This window comes from Neoroseomonas eburnea (assembly GCF_018129005.1).
GTDB classification, from domain to species: domain Bacteria; phylum Pseudomonadota; class Alphaproteobacteria; order Acetobacterales; family Acetobacteraceae; genus Neoroseomonas; species Neoroseomonas eburnea.
Genome location: NZ_JAAEDL010000056.1, coordinates 1 through 19395, shown reverse-complemented (window position 1 = coordinate 19395; position 19395 = coordinate 1). Strand labels below are relative to the sequence as shown.

12 protein-coding genes are annotated in these 19395 nt (G+C 74.0%); 4 read left to right on the top strand and 8 right to left on the bottom strand.

Going from position 1 to position 19395, the window contains the following annotated elements; genetic code table 11:
• Both GXW74_RS26880 and GXW74_RS26875 read right to left on the bottom strand, forming a co-directional pair.
• Window positions 1–900: hypothetical protein (locus GXW74_RS26880; RefSeq protein WP_211849899.1), on the bottom strand; the 900-nt coding region annotated here is incomplete at its 3' end.
• Window positions 900–2690 carry a heparinase II/III-family protein gene (locus GXW74_RS26875; protein ID WP_338148349.1) on the bottom strand — a complete coding sequence of 597 codons (1791 nt, stop codon included), beginning with the start codon at window positions 2688–2690 and terminating at the stop codon, window positions 900–902. The genes GXW74_RS26880 and GXW74_RS26875, both read right to left, overlap by 1 nt.
• A 137-nt stretch (window positions 2691–2827) precedes the next feature.
• On the opposite strand from GXW74_RS26875, the gene GXW74_RS26870 reads away from it, so the two are divergent.
• The 3 genes from GXW74_RS26870 to GXW74_RS26860 all read left to right on the top strand — a co-directional run bounded on the left by GXW74_RS26870 (window position 2828) and on the right by GXW74_RS26860 (window position 9395).
• Window positions 2828–5521 (top strand): SLBB domain-containing protein, encoded by a 2694-nt coding sequence (locus GXW74_RS26870; protein WP_246524230.1) that lies wholly within the window; start codon window positions 2828–2830, stop codon window positions 5519–5521.
• Window positions 5522–5875: 354 nt separating this feature from the next.
• Window positions 5876–7918, top strand: coding sequence for a YjbH domain-containing protein (locus tag GXW74_RS26865; RefSeq protein ID WP_338148348.1), 2043 nt, complete (start codon window positions 5876–5878; stop codon window positions 7916–7918).
• A gap of 418 nt (window positions 7919–8336) precedes the next feature.
• Window positions 8337–9395 carry a glycosyltransferase family 4 protein gene (locus GXW74_RS26860; RefSeq protein ID WP_211849894.1) on the top strand — a complete coding sequence of 353 codons (1059 nt, stop codon included), beginning with the start codon at window positions 8337–8339 and terminating at the stop codon, window positions 9393–9395.
• Here the strand turns inward: GXW74_RS26860 and GXW74_RS26855 are convergent.
• The 6 genes from GXW74_RS26855 to GXW74_RS26830 all read right to left on the bottom strand — a co-directional run bounded on the left by GXW74_RS26855 (window position 9376) and on the right by GXW74_RS26830 (window position 14964).
• Complete coding sequence (locus GXW74_RS26855) at window positions 9376–10068, bottom strand: YjbF family lipoprotein (protein ID WP_211849893.1); 693 nt, start codon at window positions 10066–10068, stop codon at window positions 9376–9378. The two genes, GXW74_RS26860 and GXW74_RS26855, sit on opposite strands and share 20 nt — an antisense overlap.
• Before the next feature lie 173 nt (window positions 10069–10241).
• Window positions 10242–11066, bottom strand: coding sequence for a hypothetical protein (locus tag GXW74_RS26850; protein WP_211849891.1), 825 nt, complete (start codon window positions 11064–11066; stop codon window positions 10242–10244).
• Entirely contained in the window at window positions 11063–12511 is a 1449-nt protein-coding gene (locus tag GXW74_RS26845) for a hypothetical protein (RefSeq protein ID WP_211849889.1), read from the bottom strand. The genes GXW74_RS26850 and GXW74_RS26845 overlap by 4 nt, the downstream gene beginning before the upstream one ends.
• 108 nt (window positions 12512–12619) lie before the next feature.
• The gene (locus GXW74_RS26840; protein ID WP_211849887.1) at window positions 12620–13003 is read right to left on the bottom strand and encodes a carboxymuconolactone decarboxylase family protein; all 384 of its coding nucleotides are present in this window, start codon (window positions 13001–13003) and stop codon (window positions 12620–12622) included.
• A gap of 309 nt (window positions 13004–13312) precedes the next feature.
• Window positions 13313–13735 (bottom strand): OmpA family protein, encoded by a 423-nt coding sequence (locus GXW74_RS26835; RefSeq protein ID WP_211849885.1) that lies wholly within the window; start codon window positions 13733–13735, stop codon window positions 13313–13315.
• The gene (locus GXW74_RS26830; protein ID WP_211849883.1) at window positions 13732–14964 is read right to left on the bottom strand and encodes a cupin domain-containing protein; all 1233 of its coding nucleotides are present in this window, start codon (window positions 14962–14964) and stop codon (window positions 13732–13734) included. Before GXW74_RS26830 ends, GXW74_RS26835 begins: the two co-directional genes overlap by 4 nt.
• Before the next feature lie 132 nt (window positions 14965–15096).
• Here GXW74_RS26830 and GXW74_RS26825 point away from each other — a divergent pair.
• A partial coding sequence (locus tag GXW74_RS26825; RefSeq protein WP_246524229.1) for an NAD-glutamate dehydrogenase occupies window positions 15097–19395 on the top strand: 4299 nt, incomplete at its 3' end.

Sequence of the window (19395 nt, the reverse complement as noted above, 5' to 3'; positions counted from 1 at the left end):
CACCGGCTCACGCGGCAGCCGCCGCGCCGGCAGGGGCGGCGCCGCCGTGCCGGCGGCGGCCACCGCGGCGATCGGATCGTGCCGCAGCAGGGCCAGCGCGACGGCCGCCAGCAGCACGGCCATCGGCCCGGCCAGGGCAAGCAGCGCCAGCAGCAGCGGTCGATTGGGCAGGGAGGGCCGCGCCTCGACCCTCGGCGCCGAGACGAGGCGCGCGGCCACCGCCTCATCCGCCGCCACCACCAGCCCGGCGCGCTGCTGCTGCGCCAGCAGCTCGTAGAGGCTGTTGCGCAGGAACAGGTCGCTCTCGCGTGCCAGCCGCCGCTCCAGCGCGGCGACGCGGCGCGCCGCCTGTTCGGCGAGGTCGGCGCGCACCTTGGCCTCGGCGAAGGCATGCAGGCGACGGAGCATGCCGAGCGCCAGCGCCGGATCGGCATGGGCGAGTTCGAGCGTCCAGGTGACGGAGGCAAGGCTCTGCGTCACCGCGAGGTTGCGCTCCAGCCAATCGAGCACGTCGTCGGCGTCCGCCGCGCGGTCGGCGCCGAGGATACCGCGCAGCGCGCCGCCCGCTCCCGCCGCGCGGGTTTCGGTCAGCGACGCCGCCAGCGTCGTCTCGCGCGCCAGCATGGCCGCGGCCTCCGGCGAGCGCAGCGCGCCGAGATAGATCGCGAAGTTGCCGGTCGGCCGGGTGTCCAGCAGCCCGCCCGGCGCGAAGGGAGAGGGCGAGAGCAGCGAGGAGACGGCGAAGGAGGTGGTCTCCGCCGGCGCCACCACCGCCTGCGCGACATGCGCCCTCGGCGCCAGCAGGACCAGCGCCGCGCCACCCGCCCAGATCGCCGCCACCGTCACGGCGATCCGCCGCCGCCAGCCCCACAGCACGCGCAGCAGGAGCGGCAGCGGCATCAGCGCAGTTCCACCACCGTGACCAGGCGGGAGGCCGGCGCCGCCACCACGCATTCCAGCACCGGCGCCGGCGCCACCACGCCATAGGCGGGGCTTTCCCAGCCCTGCGCCAGGCGGATGCGGCAGGGCGCATCGGCCGACACGGCAACGCGCAGGCCGGCGCTCTCGGCGCCGTCCTGCGCGACACGCCACGCCCCCGGTGCGAGGCGCCAACGCAGCACCGCGCGCGCGAAGGGGCCGGCGATGCGATCCTCCACCGTCAGGCGCGCTTCCTCCAGGCGGAAGCGCCGTTCATGCCGGCGCCCGGAGGCGTCGCGCAGCGCGGCGCCGCCCGGCACGGCCCGGCAGCGCGGCCAGCGGGCGTAGAGGAAGCGGGACAGGCGCGGCATCTGCGATGCGCCGTCGAACTCGATGGTGTTGTGCGCGGCGGTCGCGGCGAGCGCTTCGGTCCACCAGGCGCATCCGGGCGGCGGGTTGTAGGCGCCGGTACCGCCATCCCGCAGCACGGCGTCATCGCCATGCCAGAGGTCGATATGCAGCAGGTCCGCCTGCGCCGGGCGGAAGCGCAGCGGCGCACCGCTGCGCAGCAGGACGCGGAGGGCGCCGCGGGATTCGCCCATCCAGCCCTCGCTGCGCCAGGCGTCGGTGCCGCGGAGCAGGGCCTCGGGGCAGGCGAGGCCAAGCGCCGCGCAGCCGGGATCGTCACGCCTGCCGGCGCTGGCCTCGCAGAACAGCCGGGCCGCGCGCTCCAGGCTGCCGCGCGCATCGAGCGGACCGCCCAGCGAGAGATCGCCCAGCGCGGAATCGTCCCCTGCCCCGGCCCGCGGCAGCGCCCCCCCCGGCGCCGCGACGCGATGCAGCCACAGCGTCGCGGCCCGGGCGCGCGCGGCGAACGGCGCGGGAAACTCCGGCGCGGCATGGCGGCGGCGGAACCACTCGGCGATCGCGAGCGTGTCGAGCAGCAGCCGGTGATAGCCAGGCGAGGCCTGCGCGAAGGCGCCGTCCGCCGCCACCAGCCGCGCCACTGCGCGCGCCAGCCCGCGCGCGCCTCTGCGCACCAGTGCCGCATCGCCCAGCACCAGCCCGAGCACGAAGAGCGCCGCCGGCTCGCTGACCGCGTGGTTGTTGTCCTGCGCGGCGGCATAGGCGCGCGTGGCGGCGATGCGCTGCGCATGCGCCGCGAGCACGGCGCGCATCGCCTTGGACGGCGCGCGGTCGGCCTCGAGCAGCGCCAGCGCCAGGCAGAGATGCAGCGCGCGCAGCGCCGCTTCCTGGCCGCAGGCCCAGGCAGGGCCAAGGAAGGGCCGGTTGGCGGCGCGCCAGTCGGCGAACAGCGCCTCGGCGCGCGCCAGGTGTCCGCCTGCCGGGTCGCACCGCGCCGCCAGCGCCAGCAGCGGCAGGGCGAGCAGCCGGTTGCGCTCCCACACCGGACGGATGTCGCCCGGCGCGAAGAGGTCGAGGTCGAGCGCATGCACGTATGCGTCGAAGGGTCCGTGCCAGCCCTCGGCGACCAGGCCCTCCGCCTGCCGGGCCAGCGCCACCGCCCGGGCGGGGCCGGCGCTGCCCATCGGCACCGCCTCGGGCAGCGCCCGTCCGTCCGGCCAGGCCGCGCCTTCCAGCGCCTGCCGCGCGAGCCCGGCCCGCAAGCGCAGCCGGTGCCACGCATAGAGTGCGCAGGCCCGTGGGCCGAGCCGCCAGGCCGCATCCGCCAGCAGCCAAGCCCGGCCGGCGCGCCTGCCCGCCATGAGGTGGGACGGCAGGCTTCCGGCAAGGATGGCGCTTCTCGTCACGACAGGCCTCCGCGGATGAACAAAGGACAATAGGCAGAATCACCAATAGGTTGTAAATATCGCTTGAATTTGCCGTCCTGCGTTTCATGGAGGCCCCTACCTCACCGATGTCCGGCCCACCTCGCCGCTGCCGTCCCTTGCTCCTCCTGCTCGGCGGGATCGGTACGCTGCTGGCGGGCTTCGGCGCGTCTGCGCAGACGGGGCCCGGCGGCTCGCCCTTCCTCGCGCCGCCCACCCTGCCGGGGGTGCTCCCGAATGGCACGCCCCTGCCGGGGCTGCCGCCCGGGACGGCGCAGGATGCGCTGCAGCGGCTGCTCGACGCCGGAGCGACGCGCGGCCCGCCCACCGGCTTGCCGCGCGGGGCGCCGGTCCCGACGATCGCCGCCCAGCCCCCGCCCACCCCCGCCATCGCGCCGGAGGATCCGCTATCGGCCGCCGAATCCTTCTTCGCCGCGCGGCTGGAAGGCCCGCCGCTGCGCCAGTTCGGCTACGAAACATTCCGCGGTGGCCCCGCCACGACCCCGACCTTCGGCGCCCTGCCCGAGGATTATGTCCTCGGCCCTGATGACGAGCTGATCGTCGCCTTCCGTGGCCGCGCGCGGCAGACGCTGACGCTGCGCATCGGCCGCGACGGCAACCTGCTGCTGCCCGATCTCGCGCCGATCCCGGCCGCCGGGCGCAGCCTCAAGGACCTGCGCGCGCATCTCGAAGGGCTGGCGACGCGGGATCTCGGCGGGTCGGAAGTCTTCGTCTCCATCGGCCAGGTCCGGCAGATGAACGTCTTCGTCGCCGGCGAGGTGCTGCGGCCCGGCTTCCAGGGGCTGAACGCGCTATCCACCGTGCTCGACGCGCTTTCCGCCGCCGGGGGCGTGCGCAAGACCGGCTCGCTGCGCGCCATCCGTGTCGAGGGGCCGCGCGGGCGGCGCGTGGTGGACCTCTACGCCGTCATCGCCGACGCGCCTGGCGATGCCGACCTCTCCCTGCGCGAGGGCGACCGCATCATCATCCCCCCCGTCGGCGGCACGGTGGCGGTGGCCGGCGACGTCGCGCGCCCAGGCATCTACGAACTTCCGGCGCGCACCGCGGGCGCGCCGCTGGGCGACATGCTGACGCTCGCGGGCGGCACCATGCGCCCGGGCGGCAATCGCCTGCTGGTGCAGCAGAACGACGGGGCCGGGCGGCGGTCCTTCGCCGAGCTCGCGCCGAATTCCACCGTCCGCCGCGGCGACGCGGTGCTGGTGCAGCCCGGCGCGGACGTCGTCGCCAACACCGTGCGCCTGGCCGGCCACGTCGCCGTCCCCGTCACCCGCGCCGCCGCCGGCGGCCGGCAGAGCCAGACGCTGCGCGGCCTGATCTCCGACCGGAGGCTGCTGCGCAACGACCCCTATGTCCGCCTCGGCGTCGTCTGGCGGGCGGATGCGCGCACCGGGCAGCGCAACTTCGTCGCCTTCGACCTCGGCCGCGTGCTGGAAGGCCGCGCCAATCTGCCGCTGCGCGAAGGCGACGAGGTCGTCGTCTTCTCCCGCGCCGACATCGCCTGGCTGACCTCCGCCCCTGTCCAGCGCGCCCTGCGCGGCGAGCCGCCCGCCGCCGCGCCGCTCCAGCCGGCCGCGGTCGGTGCTGCCGCACCGCCGCCCGCCGACTGCCCCGCGCTGACGGCGCTCGCGCTGGCCTCCCGTGGGTCGGCGCAGCGCTTCGCCCACGCCAAGGGCGCCGGCTTCCCCGAAATCGGCAACGCACCCTGCCCGCAGGTGATGCTCGACTACCCCGACCTGCCCGCCTTCCTGCTCGACCAGGCCGTGGTGCTGACCGGGGAGGCGCGCTCCCCCGGCCTGTTCCCCATCACGGACGACACCGGGCTCGACGCCGTCATTGCCGCCGCCGGCGGGCTGTCCGACGCCGCCGACCTGCGCGTGGTGGAATTCGCGCGCGAGCCCTCGGACCAGTCCGGCGCCATTCCGCTCGCCCGCACGCGGCTCGACCTCACCAGCCGCAACTTCGCGGCCGTGCGCCTCTCGCCACGCGACACCATCCGCATCCCGCGCGGCTTCGGCGACCGCGACACCGGCCCGGTCATCCTGGTCGGCGAGTTCCTCCGCCCCGGCACCTACGACATCCGCCGCGGCGAGCGCCTGTCCGAAGTCATCGCCCGCGCCGGCGGGCTGACACCCCAGGCCTATCCCTATGGCGCCGTCTTCACCCGCGACTCCGTCCGCCAGCGCCAGCAGGAGGGCTTCCAGCGCACCGCCCGCGAACTCGAGACCAGCCTGATCCAGGTCGCCGCCGGCCAGGCCGTCGCCGGCACGCGCGGCGCCACGGTGGACCTCGGTTCCGCCATCACCGCCGGGCGCGAGCTCGCCAATTCGTTGCGCGAAGCGCGCGCCGCCGGCCGCATGGTGGTGGAGGCCAACCCGGTCATCCTCGCCGCCCGCCCCGAGCTCGACGCATTGCTCGAACCCGGCGACGTCATCGCCATGCCGAAGCGGCCCAACGAGGTGACCGTCGTCGGCTCCGTCCTCAACCCGGGCTCGCTGCAGTTCCGTTCCGGCTGGCGCGCCTCGGATTACGTGCGTGCCTCCGGCGGCACGCAACGCTTCGCCGACGCCTCCCGCGCCTTCATCGTGTTGCCCAACGGGCAATCCACGGCGGCCGGCCTTTCCGCCTGGCAGCAGGGCGGGCCGCCCGTGCCGCCGGGCAGCCTGGTCGTCGTGCCGCAGGACCCCAGCCCCTACGAAACCTGGGGCTTCGTCCGCGACCTCACCCAGGTCCTCGGGCAGGTCTCCGTCTCCGCCGCCGCGCTGGCCGTGATCGCGCGCGAGGCGAACCGGTAGGCGGGGGAGGCAGCGGGTATGGCGGGCGCGCGTCGGGAGGGCTCTGCCCTCCCGAACCCTCCCGGGCTCCCCATCGCAGATGCGCTGCATCTGCGATGGGCCCCGGACGCCGGGGGCATACGTGCCCCCGGACCCGCGAGAACTGAATGGCCCGTTGGGGGGAGGGGCTCGTCTGCGCCGCCACGACGACGGGCGCGCCATGCCCCTCCCCCCAACGGGCCATCAAATCACCCCGGGTCCGGGGGGCGGTGGCCCCCCGGCGGGGGGTTCGGGGGGCTGGCCCCCCGCTGCGCCCTTGCCCTCCTGGCGCTCCTCCCGCTTACGGCCGCCCCCGCCCGCGCCCAGGACGGCGTGGTGGAGGGCACGGGCTCGAACTACGGCGGGGTCGGATTGATCGAGATGCGCAATGCGCGGTTCCGGCCCGATGGCACGGTCGAGGCCGGCACGTCGCTGCGCCATCAGCGGGGCTTCTGGTTCCTCGGCTTCCAGGCCTTGCCGTGGCTCGAAACCACCTTCCGGCTGAGCCAGCGCCTCAACGGCACGACGGGGTCGGGCATGGTCGCGGACCGGTCCTTCGACCTGAAGATCCGGCTGTGGGAGGAACGCGACTGGCGGCCGGCGCTGGCGGTGGGCATCCAGGACATCGCGGGAACCGGGATCTATGGCGGGGAATACCTCGTCGCCTCGAAGCGCTTCTGGGATTTCGACATCACGCTGGGGATCGGCTGGGGGCGGCTCGGCACCTATGCCGACGGCAACAACCCGCTGACGGACATCTCGGACAGCTTCGCCGATCGTCGGCGCAATGTGGGCGAAGGCGGAACGCTGCGCTGGGGGTCGTATTTCCACGGCGAGGACATCTCGATCTTCGGCGGCGTGGAATGGACGGTGCCGCCGCTGGACACGCCCTGGGGCGTGTTCGACGGACTGCGGGCGAAGCTGGAATTCAGCGGCGACCGGCTGCGCGACGAGCGCGGCGGCTATCCGGCGAACACGACAAATCTCGGCGGCTATGCGGCGAGCCGCGTGAATGCCGGGCTGCAATGGTCGAACGACTGGCTCGATGTCGGGCTGCACTGGGTGAACGGCACGGACCTGCTGCTGCGCGCCTCGCTGCGCATGGACCCGTATGACCCGCCGCGCGCGCCGCTGCCGGCGCCCCCCGCCATGGCGGCACGACCGGAGGGCGGCTCGGCCGAGGCACAGGAGGCGGCACCGCGCATCTTCGCCGCGCTGCGCGAGGCCGGGCTGCGCGGCACCGCCGTCGCGATCGAGGGGGAGGAAGCGCGCATCGCCGTCTCCGGCGGCCGCTACCGCACGCTGGCGCAGGTGGCCGGCCGGGTGGTGCGCGCCGCGCAGCCATATCTGCCGCGCCAGGTGGAGCGCGTCGTCATCGCCTGGTCGCGCGACGGGGTCGAGATCGCGCGGCTGATGGTGCTGCGATCCGCGATCGAAGCCGCCGCGCGCGGCCATGGCAGCGCCGAGGAGATCTTCGCCACCGCCATCCTGATGGCCCCGGGCGATCCCTTCGAGGATGCGGCCCGGGCGCGCGGCCCCTTCCTCGACTGGAGCATCGAGCCGCGGGTGCGGGTGGTGCTCGGCGACCCGTCCCGCACCTTGCTCTACCAGGCGGCGGTGGCTGGCGGTGTGCGGCTCGACCTCGGGCTCGGCGTCTCGTTCGCGGGCAGCGTCGCGCAGGTGGCGGCGCAGAACCTGGACGACGCGGCACCATCCGATTCCGTGCTGCCGCATGTGCGCACCGACTACGCGCTCTATGCCGAGGAAGGCCGCAACCTGGCGATCCCGACGCTCTATGCGGAGCGCATGTGGTCGCCCGCACCGGATGTCTTCGCGCGCGCGACGGCAGGCTATCTGGAGCCGATGTTCGCCGGAATCTCCGGCGAGGTGCTGTGGCGGCCGCGCGAAAGCCCGTTCGCCATCGGCCTCGATGTCAACTACGTGGCGCAGCGCGACTACGACCAGCGCTTCGGGCTGCGCGACTACCGCGTCACCACGGGCCATGCGTCGCTGTATCTCGACCTGCCGTGGTGGAACCTGACGACGACGATTCGTGGCGGGCGGTACCTCGCGGGGGACTGGGGCGGGACGGTCGAAGTGGCGCGACGCTTCGATTCCGGCATCGAGGTCGGCGCCTTCGCCACCTTCACCGACGTGTCCGCCGCGCGCTTCGGCGAGGGCTCCTTCGACAAGGGGATCTTCATCCGCGTGCCGCTCGACCTGTTCGGGGTGCAGAGCCGCTCCTCGATCGGCACGGTGATCCGGCCGACGCAGCGCGACGGCGGGCAGCGGCTGGCAGTGGACAACCCGCTGTGGGAGGTGACGCGGGACGGGCGGGAGGACGCGCTGCGTCGGGGGGCGGGGTGGTTCACGCGGTGATACGAGCGGCACGAGTTCTTGACTCGCGCCGAGGCCGCGAATGTGGTCCGGCGAAGCCAAGCAAACTGGAGGTTTGCGCCCGGCGTCCGAGGGCACGAAAAGCATCATGCCAACGGTCGCGAATAGCGGCCGCTGGCATGAGAGACGCCGGAGAGGGGCTTTGCCCCCCTCCGGACCTCCCCCCACCAAAGGCCGAAAGGCCCTTGGAACCCGTTACGTGGGCCGTTGGAGGGAGGGGCACGCAGCAACCGCCGAGGTGGAAGCGGCTGCAACGCCTCTCCCTCCAACCGCCCATCTCATGGTGTCCAGAGGCCTTTCGGCCTCTGGCGGGTGGGGCCCGGGGAGGGCAGCGCCCTCCCCCCGCCGCGTCCTTCCCCGCTGGACGCCACCGCCGTCCCGGGGCATAGCCCCGCCGCCCATGCTCCTCGAAGCCGTCCTGAGGCATCTCGCCTTCGCCGCCGGTCTGGCGCTGCTTTCCGCGGCGGTGGTGCGGCTGATGATCGCCTGGCCGATCCTCGACCATCCCAATGCGCGGTCGTCCCATACCCGTCCGACGCCGCGCGGCGGTGGCGTAGGGGTGGTGCTCGCCTTCGTGGTGGGGATGGCGGTGCTCTATGCCGGCGCGGCCTTCGCGCGGCTGCCGCCGCCGCAGTTCCTCGGCGTGATCGGCGCGGCGATCGCCATCGCCGGCGTGTCGCTGTGGGACGACATGAAGGACCTGCGCTTCGCCGTGAAGCTCGCGGCGCAGGCGGCGGCGGCGCTGGTGGCGATCGGCAGCGGGCTGGTGCTCGACCGGGTGGCGCTGCCCTGGCTGGGCGAGGTGCCGCTCGGCTGGGTGGGCGTGCCGCTGACGCTGTTCTGGATCGTCGGCTGCACGAACGCGCTGAATTTCATGGACGGGCTGGACGGGCTGGTGGGCGGCTCGGTGTTCCTGGCGGCGGTGATCCTCTGCGTCGTCGCGGGGGACCAGGGCGGCTGGTTCGTCTATGCCGCGGCGCTGCTGCTGGCGGCGGGGCTGGCCGGGTTCCTGCCCTTCAACCTGCACCCGGCGCGCATCTTCATGGGGGATGTCGGCAGCCAGTTCCTCGGCTTCGTGATGGCGGTGCTGGCTGTGGCGGCGGCGGGGTTCGACGCGGCGCAGATTTCCTTCCTGATCGTGCCGCTTCTGCTCTTCGGGCTGTTGTTCGATGCCGCCTTCACGCTGGTCCGCCGCGCGCTGGCCGGGGAGCGCGTGGCCGCGGCGCACCGGACGCACCTGTACCAGATGGCGCAGCGCAGTGGCCTCGGCGTCCGCACCGTCGCGGCGGTGCATTGGGGCTTCGTGCTGTTCCACGGCGCGCTGGTGGCGCTGTTCCTGCACCTGCCGCCGGGGGCGAAGCCGCTGGTGGCGCTGCCGGCGCTGGCGGTGCAGCTCGCCTGGCTCGGCATCGTCGCGCGGCGCGTCCGGCGCGCGGGGCTCACCTGGTCAGCGGGATGACCTCGGCCGGCGCGGCGGGGGCGGAGAGCACCTCCACCACCAGCGGCGGCAAACCCTCGCCGACCCACTGCTCGGAGCGGAACACCGCGTAGGACCGCGCATCGGCCCAGAAGCGGTTGGTGAAGCGGGCGGCACCGCGACAGGATTCCTCGACCAGAAGGGTGTCCTCGGCCTCGGCCGGCGCGGCGCGCAGACGGCAGTCGAGCCGCAGCCCGAAGCGCATCCGCGCCGGGTCGCTGGCCGAGCGCATCACATCCACCACCCGCGTCCCGCGCCACTCCTCGGCGCCGATCTCCGGCAGGCGCGCCAGCGGATCGACACCCTCGAAGCGCGTCGCCGCGAGCACCTGGCGCAGCCCGGCGGTGGCCACCACGCGGGCGCCCTCGGTCGCCACGACCACCCCGCCGGAGGTGCGCCAGAGGCGGCGCTCGCCTTCCTCCTGCACCAGCGTCGCGACACCGCGACGTCGGCCGAGCGAGAGCGCGAGGGCCGGCTCCCCCAGGGCTGGATCGGCAGCCGGCGCGTCCCATTCGGCCTCGCGTTCGGTCGGTGCCGCGGCGAAGAGCGAGTCCGGCAGCGGGATCGGCCAGACCGCCGCGCGCAGCAGGTCGGCGCCGGTGACCTCGCCGCAGGCGGCGAGCAGAAGCAGGCATGGGAAGGAAAGGCTTCGCACAACGCGAGAATATCACTCTGATTCATAAACCGTCAGGCGAAATTACCGTTCCGCCCCGGCACCACTCCCACCGCACCGCCGGTCCCCTCAGCAAGGTGGTCCGAGTGGCCCTGCCATCGGACTGGGGTTTCGGGGGCGGCGCCCCCGAGCGGAGCCTCGCCGCCCCCTGCCGCCTAGTTCTCCGCCGCCCGTTCCAGCAGCGCCCGCAACAGCCCCGCGCCTTCGCCGAGCGCCTCGAGCGCGAGCGGCGTTCCGCCCGCGGCACCGACTCCCGGCGGATAGGCGATCCGGTCCTGCCCGAGTTCGACGGCGGAAAGCCGCCCGTCGCCGTCGTAGTCCAGCCCTTCCACCACCAGCCGCGCGGCAGCCAGCGCGGCCAACCCGCCCAACCCCGCGGCGACGACGAGTCCCTCCGGCTCCGCGCCTTCCTGGGCCGCCATCGCCCATGCGGCGCCGCGCAGCAGGCGCGCAACCTCGGCGACACCGAGCCGCCCGTCGCCGGAAACATCCCCCTCCGCCACGACTGCGGCGATGCAAGGCTCCGTGGTACCGGTCTGGCAGGCCGCCTCCATCCGTTCCAGCGCGGCGAGGAAGGCGAGCCCCTCCCCGTTCAGCACTGCAAGCGAAGGCGGCGGCGCGGCGCAGCGACGCCAGCGCACCGGCGGCGTCGCATCGGGCAGGCGGTCGTCGCGCGTCTTGGCGTCGGGCTCGATGGTTTCGAGCGCATCGCCTGCCGCGCGCAGCAGCACGCGCGGCGCCTCCGCTCCGCCGCCGATCCCGAAGGTCCAGCCGCCCTGCTCGCGCAGGCGTCGGAAGCGCATCAGGCGTGCCGGCCCGTCGGCCGGCAGCCGCGCCAGGCTGCGCGCGGTCACATGGAGCAGCGCGGTGGGTGCGGCGCATTCGCCCGCGGCCCAGGTGCCGCGCAGCGGCTCCGGCACCCCCTGCGCCGCGGCCGGCGCGGCCGCCAGCAGGGTGGCGGCGAGCAGCAGGTGCCTCATTGCAGCGCCAGCTCCACCCCGGCGCAGATGTCGGTATCGACCAGCGTCACTTCCCGCCCGTCGCGGAAGACCGCCACCAGGTCGACGCGGCAGGGCACGCCTTCGGGCGGGGCGAAGTCCAGCGTCTCCCCTGCGCCGAGCACGGTGCGGCCAAGCCGGTCGGGCCCGCGCGGCGAGCCCGGCGCATCGGCGTAGAGTTCCGCCACCGGCACGTCGGCCAGGTTGCGCAGACGGACGCTGCCGGGCCGCGGGCCGGTGTCGGCCGCCTCGCCCTCGTCCATCCGTTCGGCGAGCGTCCAGCCTGGCCGCAGCACGATGACCCCGACCTCGCAGAGGTTGATGCTCGCCCGTTCCTCGGCCGCGCGGCGTTCCTCGAAGACGATGCGCAGATCGGCCTCGCACTCGCGGAGCCTGGCCGAAACCTCCCGCCGCTGGCCGCGCGGCAGCACCTCCTCGCCGAGCCGGTCGGGGCCCCAATCCTCCTCCGCGCTGCCGGAGAGATAGACCTCCTGCACCATGGCGCCGTGACGATTCACCAGCATGACGCGGCGTTCGGGCGGGCGGGGCGCGCCGGAACCGTCGAAGGTGACGTCCCGAGTCGTGCAGAGGTCGACGCCCTGCTTCACCTCCTCCGCCTCGTCGTCGTAGACGGCGCGCAGGTCCCACAGGCAGGCGGCGCCGCGCAGGCGCAGCGTGATGCTGCCGCCCTGCGGCAGCACGTCGGTGCCCAGCCGGTCCGGCCCCCAGGCCAGGGGTGCGCGGGCGGAGGCGTAGAATTCGCGGATGGTGCGGTCGGCGCCGTTGGTCACACGCGCCTCGCGGCGCGGCGCATTGGGATCGCCGAAGGTGACGCGCGGCTCGCGGCAGAGATTGACGGCGGCGCGCGTCTCCTCCTCGCCGTCCTCGAACACCGCGATGACGTCGAAGACGCAGTCGCGCGTGCGGCCGAGGCGGATGCGGTATTCGCGCCCCGCCTCGACGACGTTCTCGCCCAGCCGGTCGGGTCCGCGGCCGGCGGCGGCGGGTGGCGCGGCGAAGACCTGCAGCACGGTGATGTCGGTCTCGTTGCGGATGGTCGCCTCGCGCAGCGGCACGGCGGGATCGCCGAATTGCACGCGGCGCGTCTGGCAGATGTTCTGGCGCTTCCGTTCCTCGGTGCCGTCCTGGAAGACGGCGCGGAATTCCAGCAGGCACTCGGCGCCGGCGATGCGGGCGCGGAAGGAGCCGCGGTCGGGCACCGTGTCGGCGCCGAGCAGGTCGGGCCCGAAGGCCTCGGCGCCCGGGATGGCGGCGTAGAGCTCGCGCAGGGTCTGGCCGGACTGGTTGACGATGGTGGCTTCCCGCTCGCGCGGGGTGGGGTTCGTGCCGCGCTGGGCCGGCTGCGCGGTGGCAACGAGGGGTGCCAGGAGCAGACAGGCGACGATCGCCAGGGAAGGCAGACGCATGAAGGGCCTTTCGGGGGCGTCGGGCCGCAAGGATGCGGGTGGCCGGGCGGGCCGCGCAAGCGCCGCGGCGAAGATTCCGGCAAAAAAGGCACAGTGTGCCTTGATTCTTTATCGGAACGCTTCGTCGACTGGAACCCCCAGCGTTTCCGCGAGTCGATTGGTCTCCGCCGCCATGCCGAGCACGGCGAGCAACTCGCCATGCATCGCCTCCGTCATGCCCCTCGCCTTCGCCGCCGCGGTGTGCGAGGCGATGCAATAGGCGCACCCGGCGGCGGCCGAGGCGGCGAGGTAGATCATCTCCTTGGTGAGCGGATCGAGCGCGCCCGGCGCCATCACCTGCCTGAGACTCGCCCAGGTACGCGCAAGCGTCGGCGGATGCACCGCCAGCGCCTTCCAGAAGTTGTTGACGTCCGGCACGCCACGCGTCGCCTTGATGTCATCGTAGACGGCACGGACCTCGGGCGAGGCATCGGCGTAGTCGATCAGCGGCATCGGGGATCTCCGGGAGCGGCGGCGGCGCGGTCAGGGGTTGGGTCGTAGCATGCCGCAAGGGGGGTGAGAGGGGCTCCGCCCCCTCTCAAACTCTCCCCGCCAAAGGTCGAAAGGCCTTTGGAAACCGGAACCGGGCACGGCGCACCACGGCGGGGAGCCGCGCCGATGGCCGCGTTTGCGCACGACGCTCGTGGGACGATCCGGAATGCCTGCGCCGTCCGGCGCCAGGTGATGGTTTCCAAAGGCCTTTCGGCCTTTGGTGGGGTGGTTCGGAGGGGCAAGGCCCCTCCGGCTTCCTCGCCGACGCCCTCAGGGCGCCGGCAGCACCACGATCGTGACCGTCCGCGACGGCGGCTCGGCCGAGCGCACGCGCGGGCTGAACTGCGCGCTGCGCGCTTCCGCCCGCAGCCGGTCGCGCTCGATGCCGCGCGCCGAAAGCGCATCGGCCACCGCCCGCGCGCGCTCGGCCGCCAGCCGGATGGATGTGGTGGCGCCGCCTTCCTGCCCCGCATGGCCGAGCAGGCAGGCGACGCGGCCGGGCTCGGCGCGCAGCGCCTCCTCCGCCGCCGCGAGAGCGGAGCGCGCGGCCTCGGTGATGCGCGCATTGCCACGGGCGAAGGGCACGGAGAAGACGTCGTCCTCGATCTGCTCGGCGCCGACGCAGTTGAAGGCGCGCGGCTGCGCCATGGCCGGCGCGGCGATCAGCGCCAGGAAGGCCGCCAGCCGGATCATGGCGCCGCCAGCACCCCGGCCTCGTGCAGCCGGCCGATGAGTCCCGGCGCATCGACCCCCGGATAGGCCGCGCGCAGCGCCGCTTCGGTCACCGCCGGGCGGGTCAGGATCCAGGCCGTGGCCTCGACCTCCCCATAGGTCATGGCGATGACGCCCGCGGGCGTCTTGAGACCGAACTCGGTGCCGCGCCGCACCGGCCGCGCCTCCCCGGCGACGCGGAAGGTGGGGCCGTCGTGCAGGGCAGGGGGCGCGGCCGCCGCCGCGGGCGCCTCCGCGACCTCCCCGCGCGCGGCGAGCAGGTCGTAGCCGCCGCGCTGGAAGCGGTAGTCGCGCACGAAGCCTTCCAGCACCTCGATCACCTTGGGGTCGCGGGCGAGGTCCGCCAGCCGCGCGCCGAGCAGCGCCGCGCGCTGCGCCAGCGCGTATTTCCCCGCCGCGCTGCCGTCCTGCCGCGGCAGGGGCTTGCGGAATTCCGCATCATAGATCGCGCGCTCCATGAGGATGTTGAGGAGGTCCATCCCCAGCGGCGCGTGCACGCCGTAGGCGATGTGGACGGAGTTCGGCGCCTCGGCGAGCGCGTCGTGGTACCAGCCGCGCGGCAGGTAGAGAACGTCGCCCTTGCGCAGCGTCACCTTCCCGCGCAGCGCGCCCTTCGCCCTGTCGTGATGCTCCTGGGTCTGGCTGCGGAAGACCTGGTGCGGGATCGGCCACTCGGCGCGGCCCTCCCAGATGTTCCAGGTCTTCTCGCCTTCCACCTGCACGGCCCAGACGTCGTGCGTGTCGTAGTGCGAATGGAAGGCCTTGTGCGACTGGAAGGAGATGTAGACGTTGGCCTGCGCCTTGCCGAGGCCGGCGTCCTCCAGCGCGCCGGACACCGCGGCGAGGCCGGGCGTCAGGCTGTCCACGTCGTTCATCACCACCGAGGCGCCGCGCCGGACCCAGTCCTGCACCTTGGCGGCGACCGGCTGCAGCACCGGCGCATTGTCGCGCGAGGTGGCGCGCACGCTGTACTGCGCCGGCGGCACCGGGACGCTGTCCATCACCAGGCGGAAGCTGGCCTCGGACCATATATGCGTCATCGAGAGCAGGCGGTTGATGCCCGCCCAGTCCAGCACCTGCGCGAACTTGTCGGGCGGCCCCTGGATGTGCAGCGGCGCGCGGTCATGGTGCTCGGCGAAGAAGCGCTCGGGCGTGATCGGCGCGAGCAGGTCCTGCAACGTCATCTTCATGTCGGCTATCCTAGCCACGGCGCGGCGATCGCGTCAGGGTCAAGCTGCGGTGGCGGGCGGCGATGCGGCGCGCTGGACGCGACCGGGGGCGGGGCGCAGGCTCCCGCCCCGGCGAAGGGCGGAGGCAACGCAATGGCGAACGACATGGCCGACGGGCGCGACACCACGCGGGAGGAGGTCCTGCGCGCCGCCGAGGAGGCCCTGGCGCGGCTCGCCCCCGCCCTGCCCCCCGATGCCGCGGCCCTGCTCCGGGCCCTGCACGCCGCCGTGCCGACCGCCGAACTCGCCGCCGAACCGCCCGAGGCGCTGGCCGCCGCCGCCGCCAGCCTGTTCTCCTTTGCCGCCGAGCGCCCGCCCGGCACCGCCAAGGTGCGCATCCTGCCCCCCGGCCCGGGCACCGGCCCCCGCGCGGTGGCCGAGGTCGTCAACGACGACATGCCCTTCCTGGTCGATTCGGTCCTCGCCGCGCTCGCGCTCCACGGGCGGCCGGTGACCAGCCTGCTGCACCCGATCCTGCGCGTCCGCCGCGACGCGTCGGGGCGGCTCGCGGCGCTCGATCCCGTCGCCCCGGCGCGGGAGAGCATGATGCGCGTGACGCTCGGCGCCGCCGGGGCGGTGCTCTCGGGCACGCCGGCGCGCACCGCCGGGGGGCTTGGGGCGATCGAGGCCGCGCTTGTCCACGCCATGGCCGATGTACGCGCCGCCACCACGGCTTTCCCCGCCATGCTGGCGCTGCTGCAGGGCGCCGAGGGCGAGGTCGCCGCCGGCGGGTCGGAGGGCGAGGAGGCCGCCGCCTTCCTGCGCTGGCTGACCGAGGAGAACTTCGTCCTGCTCGGCCATCGCCGCTTCACCATGGCCGAAGGCGCAGCCCTGGCGATGGTGGCGGAGGAGAATCTCGGCCTGCTCGCCAATCCCGCCGTGCCGGTCTTCGACGCGCTGCGCGACCTGTCGTCCGTGCCGCCGGCGGTGCGCATCGCCCTCGCCGACCCCACTCCGCTGACTGTCGCCAAGGCGAACATGCGATCGACGGTCCACCGCCCGCAGCATGCGGACGTCGTGGCGACGCGCATCTTCGACGGGCAGGGGCGCGTGGTGGGCGGGCGGATCTTCCTCGGGCTCTTCGCCGCCTCGGCCTACAACCGCAACCCGCGCTCCATCCCCTTCCTGCGGCGCAAGGTCGAACGCATCCTGGAGATGGCGGGCGTCGAGGCCGAGAGCCACGACGGGCGCGCGCTGCGCAACATCCTCGACACCTGGCCGCGCGACGAGCTGTTCCAGGCGCCGGAAGCCGCCGTGCTCGAAGGCGCGCGCCGCGCGCTGGACCTGACCATCCGCCCGCGCGCCGCGCTGGTGGTGCGCCACGATCCCTTCGAGCGCTTCGTTTCCGCCATCGCCTGGCTGCCGCGCGACACCTTCGACACCAGGCTGCGCGAGCGCGCCGGACAGATGGTGGCGCGCGCCTATGGCGGGCGGCTTTCCGCCGTCTACATCGCGCTCGGTGACGCCCCGCTGGCGCGGGTGCACTACATCGTCGCGACCACGCCGGGCGCCGTGCCGGCGGTCGATACGGCGGCGCTGGAGGCCACCGTCGCCCAGGCGGCCCGCGGCTTCGCCGACCGCCTGTCCGAGGCGCTGGCCGCCGCGCAGGGCGAAGCCGAGGCGGCGACGGCGCTCGCCCGCTGGCGCGACGCCTTCCCCGCCGCCTACCGTGAAACCGCGACCGCGGCGCAAGGCGTGGCGGACCTCCATCTCGCGGAGCGGGCGCTGGCCGCGGGACGGCCGCGCGCCGACCTCTGCCGCGCGCCCGGCGCCGGGCCGCGCGAACTGACGCTGCGCCTCGCGAGCCCAGGCGGGCCTCTGCCGCTCGCCGATGCGCTGCCGCTGTTCGAGAGTCTCGACCTTCGTGCCATCGAGGAGCAGCCGCACCACCTGACGCCCGCCGGCGCGCCGGAAGTGGTGCTGCACGTCTATCGCCTCGACGCCGGCGCCGACTGCCCGGAGGACCGCTTCGACGAGATCCTCGGCGCGCTCGGCGCGCTGCTCGACGGCGCGGCGGAGGCGGACGGCTTCAATCGTCTGGTGCTGCGCGCAGGGCTCGAATGGCGGGAATGCTGGCTGCTGCGGGCGATGTTCCGCTGGCTCAAGCAGGTCGGCTTCCCCTTCGCCCAGGCCTCCGTGGAAGCGGCGCTGGCCGCGCATCCGCAGGCCGCGCGGCTGCTGGTGGAGCTGTTCCATCGCCGCTTCGACCCGGCCGCGGCGGACCGCGACGAGACGGCGCTTCTCGCGGCCTGGACCGCCCTGCTGGAGCGTGTCGAGAATCCGGACGAGGACCGCATCCTGTCGCGCTGCCGCGTGCTGCTCGATGCGATGCTGCGCACCAACTTCTTCCAGGGGAAGGACTACCTGGCCTTCAAGCTGGACAGCGCGGCGGCGGGCGAGATGCCGGCCCCGCGCCCCTGGCGCGAGATCTTCGTCCATTCGGTGCGCATGGAAGGCTGCCACCTGCGGGCCGGCCCGGTCGCACGCGGCGGCATCCGCTGGTCCGACCGGCGGGAGGATTTCCGCACCGAGATCCTCGGGCTGATGAAGGCGCAGCGGCTCAAGAACGTCATCATCGTGCCGACCGGCGCCAAGGGCGGCTTCGTGCTGAAGCACCCGCCGCCGCCGACCGACCGCGAAGCCTTCCAGGCCGAGGGCGTCGCCTGCTACCGCATGCTCGTGCGCGGCATGCTGGACCTGGCGGACAACTATCGCGGCACGGACGTCGTCACGCCGCCGGACATCATCCGCCGCGACGGGGACGACCCCTATATCGTCGCCGCCGCCGACAAGGGCACCGCGACCTTCTCCGACATCGCCAACGGCCTGTCCGCCGAATACGGCTTCTGGCTGGGGGATGCCTTCGCCTCCGGCGGCTCTGCCGGCTATGACCACAAGGGCATGGGCATCACCGCGCGCGGCGCCTGGGTGATGATCGACCGGCATTTCCAGGAAGTGCTCGGCCGTTCCGTGCAGGATGCGCCCTTCGACATGGTGGGCGTCGGCGACATGTCGGGCGACGTCTTCGGCAACGGGCTGCTCGTCTCCCGCAAGACACGGCTGCGCGCGGCCTTCGACCATCGCCACATCTTCCTCGACCCCGACCCGGATACGGAGGCGTCCTATGCCGAGCGCGAACGGCTGTTCCGCCTGCCGCGTTCCTCCTGGGCCGACTACGAGGCGCGGCTGATCAGCGAGGGCGGCGGCGTCTTCCCGCGCAACGCCAAGACGCTGCCGCTCTCGCCTCAGGCGCGCGCCATGCTCGGCATCGATGCCGAACGCGCCGAGCCCGCCGCCATCATGCAGGCCATCCTGCGCATGGAAGTCGATCTGCTCTATTTCGGCGGCATCGGGACCTATGTGAAGGCGAGCACCGAATCCCACGCCGATGCCGGCGACCGCGCCAATGACGCCATCCGCGTCGACGGGCGCGACATCCGCGCCAAGGTCGTGGGCGAGGGTGCCAATCTCGGCGTCACCCAGGCCGGCCGCATCGAGGCGGCGCGGCAGGGCGTCCACATCAACACCGATGCGCTCGACAACTCCGCCGGCGTCTCCACCTCCGACCACGAGGTGAACATCAAGATCCTGCTCGCCGACGCCGAGGCCGAAGGCGTGCTGACCCGCCGCGCCCGCGACGAGCTGCTGCGCGAGATGACCGACGAGGTCGCGGCGCTGGTGCTGCGAGACAATGCGCAGCAATCCCTCGCCGTCTCGCTCGACCAGCTCGGCGGCGCCGAGGACCTGCCCGCCCAGGCCGAGCTGATGGACCGGCTGGAGAAGGCCGGGCTGCTTGACCGCGCCGTCGCCGGCCTGCCGGATTCCGCCGCCATGGCGCGCCGCATCGCCGCCGGAGACGCGCTGACGCGGCCCGAGATCGCCGCCCTGCTGCCCTTCGCCAAGCTCTGGCTGACCGAGGCGCTGGGCGATTCCGACCTTCCCGACGAGCCCGCCCTGCTGCCCGCGCTGATGGCGTATTTCCCGAAGCCGCTCCAGGAGCGTTACGCCGCCTACATCGAGCGCCACCGGCTGCGGCGCGACCTGGTGGCGACCATCGTCGCCAATGCCGTCGCCAACCGCCTCGGCTGCGCGGGCATCGGCCGGCTGACGACGGGCGCCGACCCGGTCGCCGCCTGCCGCGCCGCGCTGCTCGCCAGCGAGGCCTTCGGCCTTGAAACCGCCTGCGACGCGATCGACGGCGCCGAGGCGCCTGCCGAGACGCGGCTCTCCGCCCTGCTGTCGCTGCGGCGCCTGCAGGAGGCCTCGGCGCAGGACCTGCTCGGCGCGCCGGCCCAGCCGCTCGAGGATGCGCTCGCCGCGCTGCGGCCGGGCATCGCCGCGCTGGCCGCCGCCGCCGCTGCGCATGCGGCGCCGGCGCCGGGCCTGCCGACC